Annotated in this window: 7 protein-coding genes and 1 pseudogene; all 8 read right to left on the reverse strand. The window is 40.7% G+C overall.

What is annotated here, in order from left to right; genetic code table 11:
- Positions 1–86: 86 nt before the first annotated feature.
- Positions 87–1,082 (reverse strand): annotated as a pseudogene (locus IV54_RS00780) (NRAMP family divalent metal transporter); the annotation flags it as partial.
- 433 nt (positions 1,083–1,515) lie between these two features.
- Positions 1,516–2,859, reverse strand: coding sequence for a Fe-S cluster assembly protein SufB (gene sufB, locus IV54_RS00785; RefSeq protein ID WP_404819441.1), 1,344 nt, complete (start codon positions 2,857–2,859; stop codon positions 1,516–1,518).
- A 37-nt stretch (positions 2,860–2,896) separates the two neighbouring features.
- Positions 2,897–3,355, reverse strand: coding sequence for a Fe-S cluster assembly sulfur transfer protein SufU (gene sufU / locus IV54_RS00790; RefSeq protein ID WP_020090229.1), 459 nt, complete (start codon positions 3,353–3,355; stop codon positions 2,897–2,899).
- Entirely contained in the window at positions 3,352–4,554 is a 1,203-nt protein-coding gene (locus tag IV54_RS00795; RefSeq protein WP_237756638.1) for an aminotransferase class V-fold PLP-dependent enzyme, read from the reverse strand. The genes sufU and IV54_RS00795 overlap by 4 nt, the downstream gene beginning before the upstream one ends.
- On the reverse strand, positions 4,514–5,659 hold the full coding sequence (locus IV54_RS00800) for a SufD family Fe-S cluster assembly protein (RefSeq protein ID WP_020090227.1): 1,146 nt from the start codon (positions 5,657–5,659) through the stop codon (positions 4,514–4,516). Before IV54_RS00800 ends, IV54_RS00795 begins: the two co-directional genes overlap by 41 nt.
- 20 nt (positions 5,660–5,679) lie before the next feature.
- Positions 5,680–6,414 (reverse strand): Fe-S cluster assembly ATPase SufC, encoded by a 735-nt coding sequence (gene sufC, locus IV54_RS00805; protein WP_020090226.1) that lies wholly within the window; start codon positions 6,412–6,414, stop codon positions 5,680–5,682.
- Between the two features lie 16 nt (positions 6,415–6,430).
- Positions 6,431–7,018: an anaerobic ribonucleoside-triphosphate reductase activating protein gene (gene nrdG / locus IV54_RS00810; RefSeq protein WP_020090225.1), complete on the reverse strand. Its 588-nt coding sequence runs from the start codon at positions 7,016–7,018 to the stop codon at positions 6,431–6,433.
- Positions 7,005–8,969 carry an anaerobic ribonucleoside-triphosphate reductase gene (gene nrdD, locus IV54_RS00815; RefSeq protein WP_237756639.1) on the reverse strand — a complete coding sequence of 655 codons (1,965 nt, stop codon included), beginning with the start codon at positions 8,967–8,969 and terminating at the stop codon, positions 7,005–7,007. Before nrdD ends, nrdG begins: the two co-directional genes overlap by 14 nt.
- Positions 8,970–9,036 lie beyond the last annotated feature (67 nt).

Below are 9,036 nucleotides of genomic sequence, written 5' to 3' on the forward strand. Positions count from 1 at the left end.
AACTGGCCAGAGAATATGGCATTGGCTATTCAACCGTTCATAAGTGGATCCAGGGCTTGTTCGGATTAAACTTGTAATTTGCCAGGTTCATTCAAACTATGTTTCCAATTTAAGACCTCAGTAATTCCCCAAGTACCAGCTAAAGCTACGACTAAAGCGGCTACTAGAGCACCACCTAAAATACTAGCACCAATCAGCAAGTTAGCAGCTGTTTCTCCAATAAAAGGGACTAATGAATTGGCCAAATCTCCAACCGTATTTAAAGATGTAGTATTTGTTTTATTACCAACCGTTGATGCAAAAGCAATCACAAAGATTAGCATAATTCCCTGTGTAATAAAAGTCCCTACCAAAGTGTCACGTCGCTCCTGTGGAATTTCGATGGTAATCAAATTCTTGTCAACTACTGCCCCTTGCTGGTAAAAAATCATCCAAGGCATGATTACAGCACCGATATTGGCAGCTAGTAAATATATGTAAGAAGAATGTCTCCATGGAATTGTCACTAATCCTTGGGCCATTTGACTGATATTTGGTCGGATCATTATCACGGCGATAAGAAATGCTAATTCAGCTAAGCCAATTGTAACCCCAATTTTCTCAACACGCCGATAACTACCACAAAAGGCGATCCCCACTAGCAGGATTGTTGCTAGTGGAACAGTAATCCATTTAGATATTCCAAAAAGTTCACCTACTCCTGCAACCCCCACAAATTCAGTTAGCAAAGCTCCAATTGCAGAAACTGCCAACGTACCTGCTGAAAGCCATGCCCAACCAGTTCCAAAATTTTCACGAATTAATTCACCATGTCCTTTGCGGGTAACAATTCCCAAACGAACCGTCATTTCTTGGACCATATATAGAATTGGGATTAACAGAAATTGTGGTAAGAGCATCGTGTACCCCCATTGTGTTCCTGATTGTGCTGCGGTGATTAAGCAACCTGCATCAGTATCTGCCAACATGACTATTAATCCTGGTCCCCAAATTTTTAACCAGTGATATTTAACATGCAGTTCCTTTTTTGAAGATGGTACTTGTGAGGACTCTTTGTTTCTATGAGTAATATTTGACTGCATTTCGATCAACTCCATTAATTGTCAGATCACAAATTCAATCTGAATTCTTTGCAAAATTATCCCTGTAGGGATTAAAGCATACTAATTCATTATTGCTGTTGCCTGGTTTAAATAATTGGTAATGATCACCTGCGGTAGCTTTATACCACAAAAGGCTGCAATTTTCACCCGCTCCAAAGTAGGTTATATTAGACAAAAGATCAGCTTCTTAAAAATGAATTTGTAGTAAACATTATTTTAAGGGAAGCTGGTCTTTTTTGGTTCTAACTTCGTTCGGATTAACTTTTAAAATCCACCTTATATATTTTATTGGAACAGCTTTGTTACATCCTGTCTCTATACCATGAAAGTGATTGGAAGTATTCAGTTGAATACTCTGTCCTACATAAATTGGAGTTTTTGTACTAATGTTGATACAACGTGATGATCAAAGTTAGCCAATACTCCCACTCATTTGATATCTAATCAAGCGATTTAATTCAACCGCATACTCCATGGGTAATTGTTTTGTAAAGGGGTCTAGAAATCCCATGACAATTAATTGTGTGGCAGTAGATTCATCAATTCCACGACTTTCTAAATAATAAAGTTGTTCCTCAGAAATCTTGGAGACCCTTGCCTCATGCTCGATCGTCCCATTACTAGTTTCAATATCGTTCACTGGAAAGGTATCACTACCACTTTGATCATCCATTAAAATGGTGTCGCACTCCACGTGAGAATGAGCATTGTCTGCTTGTTGGATGTACTTAATCAGGCCCCGATAGTCAGCCCGACCACCATCATGACAAATAGATTTTGAAACAATGGTACTATGAGTGTCCGGAGCCATATGGATCATTTTGGCCCCAGTATCTTGGTGCATTTGACTTCCAGCAGCTGCAATTGACAACATTGAACCTGAGGCACCGTGGCCGGCTAAGTAAATACTTGGATATTTCATTGTAACTTTAGATCCCAAATTACCGTCAACCCATTCCATCGAACTATTTTCATCGGCCTGCGCACGCTTGGTTTCTAAACTATAAACATTTGTCGACCAATTTTGAATAGTTGTATACCGACAACGGCCGCCTTTCTTCACAAACACCTCAACCACAGCCGCATGGAGGCTATCTTCTGAATAATTTGGCGCAGTGCATCCTTCAACATAGTTGACAGATCCGCCTTCATCAACGATTATCAAAGTCCGTTCGAATTGACCAGTTCTTCCGGCATTAATCCGAAAATAGCTCTGAATTGGGACGTCTGCGTGCACACCCTTGGGCACGTATAAAAATGTTCCACCGGACCAAACCGCTGTGTTAAGTGCGGAAAATTTATTGTCCGATGCCGCTACCAGGGTTCCAAAGTATTGTCTAACCAGATTTGGGTGCTCGCGAAGTGCTGTATCAGTATCCATAAAAATGATTCCTTTTGCTTCAAGATCTTTTTTCAGATTACTATAAACAGCTTCAGATTCGTATTGGGCTGCCGACCCAGCCAAATATTTCCGCTCGGCTTCAGGGACCCCAATTCGCTCAAAAGTTTCCTTGATCGTATCGGGAACATCTTTCCACTTACGGGCAACATAATTGGTGGCACGTTGAAAATATTTGATGTGATCCAAATCAATCTGACTAAGATCTGGACCAAAGTGAGGTAATGGTTTTTCCAAATATATTTTGTAAGCCTTCAATCTGAGTGTCAGCATCCATTTCGGCTCTTTTTTGGCAATCGAAATGTTTTGAATGATCGATTCATTAATCCCGACTCCTGTTGAAAGGATTGGTCTAATTTTATCAACCTCTCCGCGCTCTTGGTTAAGTGCTTTTTTATTTGCTGAAGTTGATTTGTTGGCCACTTCTCTTCCCCCACTCCTCAATTACATCTGACACAGCATGCCATGCAAGGGCCCCACAACGGACCCGAGTTGGAAACTGTTTCAGTTTGCCAAATACGACACTGTCACCTAAATCGCCTGTCGTAATATGTTGCCCTAGCAATAATTTTTGAAATTCTTGAATCAATTGTGTTGCTTCGGCAACTGTCTTGTCAATTAATGTATCCGTCATAATACTGGCAGATGCTTGGCTAATAGCACACCCATCTCCAACGAAATTAAGTTCGTTAAAACAATCAGTATCAATTGAAACAAATACTGTGATTGTATCACCGCAATCCGGATTACGGCATGTTCTCACAAAGTCAGGACAAGCCAACTTCCCGTAGTGATGGGGATAATTGGCATGGTCAATAATGATTCGTTGATATAATTGTCGTATATCACTCATTTAAAAATCTCCCTTGCCTTTTGAATACCGACAACTAACTGATCAATTTCTTTTATAGTATTTTGAAAACTAACACTTGCCCGAACAACACTTTCTGTTCTCAAAAAATCCATGAGTGGATGTGCACAATGATGTCCCGCTCTGACGGCAACACCCACACTATCCAAAATTGTTGCAATGTCGTGGGCATGAATGCCTTCAACGTTGAAGCTGACCACAGCTTTATGATCATCTGCACTTGGTGATCCGTAAATAGTGACAAATTTAAGACCGTTTAATTCCGACATTAATCGTTCAACCAGAAGGTGATCAGTTCCCATAATGCTTGGATAACCGATACCATTAATATAATCAATTGCAGCACCAAGGCCAAGCACCCCGGCAATATTTGGAGTTCCTGCTTCAAACTTAAGTGGTGCCGGTTGAAACGTTGCTGATCGGCTAGTTACTTGATCAATCATCTCACCGCCAAACCGAACCGGGTTCATCTCCTCCAACAATTCTGACTTTCCATATAAGACACCCACTCCGGTGGGTCCAAACATTTTATGACCGGAGAATGCAACAAAGTCCACATTCATTTTTTGAACATCAATTGGCATATGGGCAACTGCTTGGGCTGCATCAACCACTAGTACTGCTCCAATCTCGTGCGCTTTTTGAGCAATGGGTCTCATATCCGTATACGTTCCAAGAACGTTGGATACCATAGCTAGAGAAACAACCTTGGTATGTCGATTGATCATCTTTGTTAGCTGTTTTTGATCCAAATGGCCTTTGCCGTCCACTTTAACTATTCGTAAGCGACCACCTGATTTCGCGGCCACCTGCTGCCAGGGGACTAAATTCGAGTGATGTTCTAGCACACTCACAATCATCTCGTCGTCCGGTTGAAGATGAGATAGAGCATAACCAAATGCAACCATATTTAAACTATCCGTTGTGCCACTGGTAAACACAATCTGGTTTTTGTCGTCAGCATTGATAAATTTTGCTACTTTTTGACGTACACCCTCATATTGTTGAGTAACCACATTGGCAAGTTTATACATTCCTCGATGAACATTGACCTTTTCACAATGATAATAGTGATCAATCACGTCAACAACGTACTGCGGAACTGGCGTTGTTGACGCATTATCTAAATATGCTAAATGATTATAAATTGTCATTAAAACTTTCACCCGATCCCATTTCAATAGCAGCTGTTATAATTTTTTGGATACGCTTATCGAATTCTTGCATTACAGGTGAAATAAAGTCATATACTAAAATTTTTCTCGCCTGCATAATCGGAATTCCGCGACTCAGTAAATAGTAAAGCTCGTCTAAATCATATTGGCCAACACTGGCAGCATGCCCAGCATTAACATCATTTTCATCAATCAACAATACTGGATTCACGGTACCATGAGTCGTTTCTCCGACTGTCATCAATCGGCTTTCCTGTTGGGCATCAGAACCAGATGCCCCCTTGACAATGTTTCCAATGCTTGTGAAGTTCACTTTTGATTTACCAAACAGAACACCTCGCATATTAATCCGGCTTTTAGTGTGAGGTGCATAATGATTAACACTTGCCTGAAGCCCGCAATGATCAGAAACAGTCCCGGTCTTCAAAACGTTTAGCCTACCAAAACTACCTTGGCCATTGAGATTAATCGCAACATCTCCTAATAAACCACCATGAATGCCAGGTGTCAGTGACCAAACAGTCTGACAATCTCGAGCAGCGTCCAAATTTCCAAATAAAACGAGGTTTAAATTTGAATGATTCAAGATAGTGGTCGTCAATTTTAATTGACTGTTATCATTCTGACTTCCAATCATTATCAAACTAGCATTACTGGCTTGACCAGCAATTATAACCTGTTGGTTAATTGTTATACGACTATTAGTCCCCAAGTTCAGTAAAAGTGAATAGTTCGAGGAAAGTTGATTGAAAACATCAATGTTCAAGTTAAGTGGCTTCTGGATAATTGTATTTTCCGGAATAATCACTTCCAAACCACTAATTTGCTGAGAGAAATGTTGAATGACATAGTGATTTTTTTTGTGAGTATGGATAAAATTTAAAATTTCCTGTGTTTGGTGGGATTGGATTGTGCAAGCATCGATACGGCTTATTTGGCCGCCCTTCGCTTTAATCTCAGCGATTGCATTCTGATTTGCGTGCCATTTCCAATCACAGGTATTTTGATCACTATGAAAGTCAAAGTCTTCCGGTGTATAATGAATACCTAAATATTTTGGAAAATGTGGATGTTGAAATTCAGCGGTTTTGAGTACTTTTTTGATTGACACCAGTTTTTTACTCCATCACCTTATATCAGCTTTTCATAACCGGTATTTTCAAGGTCCATTGCTAACTTCGGACCACCAGTTTTAACAATTCGACCATTCATCATAATGTGGACAACGTCGGGAACAACGTAATTTAACAATCGTTGATAGTGAGTAACCATCAAACAACTAAACTTCCGATCACGCATCGAATTAATTCCTTTAGCAACCACCTTGAGAGCATCGATGTCAAGCCCCGAATCAATTTCATCCAAAATAGCCAGTGTTGGTTTCAACATCATAAGCTGAAGAATCTCGTTACGTTTTTTCTCACCGCCGGAAAAGTCTTTATTGAGGCCACGGTCAGTGTATGCTGGATCAATATTAAGAATCTCCATATTCTGATGTAATTGATCTAGAAACTGTAATACCGGTACATTCTGGTTACCAGTACGTGCATTCATTGCTGAGTGGATAAAGTCTGCATTGGTAATCCCCGCTACTTCAACAGGGTATTGCATAGCCAAAAAGATCCCCGCACGAGCGCGTTCATCAATTTTCATCTTTGCAATATTCCGACCATCCATCAAAATTTTTCCGTCGGTAATCTTGTACCGGGGGTTGCCCATAATCGTTTCTGACAGAGTGGACTTTCCAGTTCCATTGGGACCCATCAGCGCATGAATTTCACCATCGTGAATATTCAGGTTAACGTCATCTAGAATCATTTTATCTTGAACTGCCACAGATAAATGTCTAATTACTAATTCAGCCACTTATATTTCCTCCAAATCATCTTATGAGTTTGTCCCATATAATTACTTTATTTGCAGCCAAAGATTTAGGAACATCGATAATCCGCTGATTGGAACTCCCCCTAAACTGAAGGGTCAGATCTTTTTGGGTTTCAAGAAAACGCCCATCCACCAAAATGTCGATCAACCTAAGCAGTTCAAGTTTGTCATATGATTCTTGCATCAATTCATCCCATGTATAACCCGTCCATGACCAGATGTCCTTAGTCTGACCAAATTCTTGTCGAACCCTGCGACATAATTTTAAACAAACCTGCGTATTTAAAAATGGTTCGCCCCCAAGCAAAGTCAATCCCTGGACATAGATTTCAGACATATCTGCAATGATCTGATCCTCTAGTTTTTTAGAATAAGGTTTACCATAATGAAAATTTTGAGCAGCCTTGTTATAACACCCTGGACAATTGAAAAGGCAACCAGAAACATAGAGACTGCAGCGAACGCCTTCACCGTCCACCATATTAAAAGGCTTGTAACTTGCCACATAGTGCTGACTGCGCTCAGAAGCTAACCACTGTTTTGGCAGTGGATTATTCGGTTCCCGAACCTGATTATTTCTTGTCATTTGACATTTCTCCCAGTCTCATATTCTTAACCCGTGAAGCAATTTCCTTATGACGACCATGAACCATAGGCCGAATCATGGGATTCCCCAGGTAACCACAGGTTCGCTTAACCACGTCACAGGTTTGGGGATCCCGATTACCACAATTGGGACACTCAAAGCCTTTGGCTGTTGGTTTAAAATCTCCGTCGAAGCCACACTTAAAGCAGTGGTCAATTGATGCATTGGTTCCCAAATACCCCACATGGTTATATGCCCAATCCCACACCGCTTCAAGAGCAGCCGGATTTTGTTTTAGGTTTGGGTATTCACAATAGTGAATAAACCCACCGGAAGCGTATTTAGGATATGCTTCTTCAAACGCTAATTTTTCAAATGGCGTCGGATTCTTGCGCACATCATAATGAAAACTATTGGTATAATAGTCCTTCGATGTAATATCAGGAATCCGGCCGAATCTTTTAATGTCGTCTTCACAAAAAGTATCCGTTAACGACTCAGCGGGTGTCGAATAGACACTGAAATGATAGCCATATTGTTTTTCCCACTTTGCACAATAGTCGTGGAGATATTTTACAATTAAAACTGTGAAGTCGTGTGCCTCACGATTATGTTCCCATCGTGGGCCATAAAATTCCGTACCAACTTCGTAGAGGCCAATATAGCCTAAAGAAATTGTTGACCGATTGTTCTTGAACAACTCGTCGACTGAGTCCGTTTTCTTCAAACGTTTTCCAAATGCACCATTTTCGTATAAAATGGGTGCATTTTCGGGCTTTGCCTGCTTACATCGGTTCAATCGACTCATTAATGCCCGTTTCGCCAGGTGAATCCGATCATCCATAATTTCCCAGAAAACAGCCTTATCGCCTTTAGACTCAATGGCAATTCTCGGTAGGTTGATTGTGATCACCCCTAAATTCATCCGACCACTGTTAACCTCTTTTCCATTCTCATCTTTCCATCCCTGCAAGAAGCTACGACACCCCATTGGACATTTAAAGTTGCCAGTTATTTCGACGATTTTGTCATACATCAAAATGTCAGGGTACATCCTCTTAGTTGCACACTCGACGGCCAGCTCCTTAACATCATAATTTGGATCTGTTTTCTTCAAGTTTAATCCACGTTTAAGTGTAAAAATTAATTTGGGAAAAATAGCTGTTCGGTGTTGTTTACCCAACCCTTTAATTCGAACGTTCAGGATTGCCTTCTGAATTTCTTTTTCAATCCAAGAAGTTCCCAGCCCAAAACCGACTGTCGTAAACGGTGTTTGCCCGTTAGAAGAAAACAGCGTGTTGACTTCATATTCGAGCCCCTGCATAGCATCATAAATGTCTTTTTTTGTTTTTTCCTTTGCAAAAGCGATCCGTTTATCGGGTGTCACCCAATCTTTAGCCTCCGCAAGATGCTTTCGGTAGTTAAGAGCTGCATATGGGGCCAATACTTCATCAGTGCGATCAGATGAACAGCCACCATACTGACTTGAAGCCACATTCGCAATAATCTGTGACATCTGGGCGGTTGCTGTCTGAATCGACTTAGGAGGTTCAACATCAGCATTTCCAATCTTGAACCCATTTGCAAGCATGTTTTTAAAGTCAATCAAACAACAATTTGTCATTGATGTTAACGGAGAATAGTCCAAATCATGATAATGAATATCTCCACGTAGATGTGCTTTGGCAACAGTTTGAGGCATCATTGTCAGTCCAAGTGATTTGCCGACCATCCCAGCGGTTAAATCTCGGCGAGTACTAAAAATCTTACTATCTTTATTAGCATTTTCGTGAACAACGGTCTCTTTTCCGTTAAAGAGTTGCCCCAGCTTTTTCTGGGGATTAATAGCTTCCAACCAATTCTTAACGTCAGCAGCGCGATATTCATCATATTGATTGGCAAGCTTGGCCTCTCCAATCGAGATAAGCGTACCTGTAAACCATTTGCGAATTTCGAGAGAGGAAATGGGTAGCGTCAAGAATCTTGTGTAAATGAAATGCCTTCGTACATATAATATG

The organism is Levilactobacillus paucivorans (genome assembly GCF_001437125.1).
Lineage (GTDB): Bacteria > Bacillota > Bacilli > Lactobacillales > Lactobacillaceae > Levilactobacillus > Levilactobacillus paucivorans.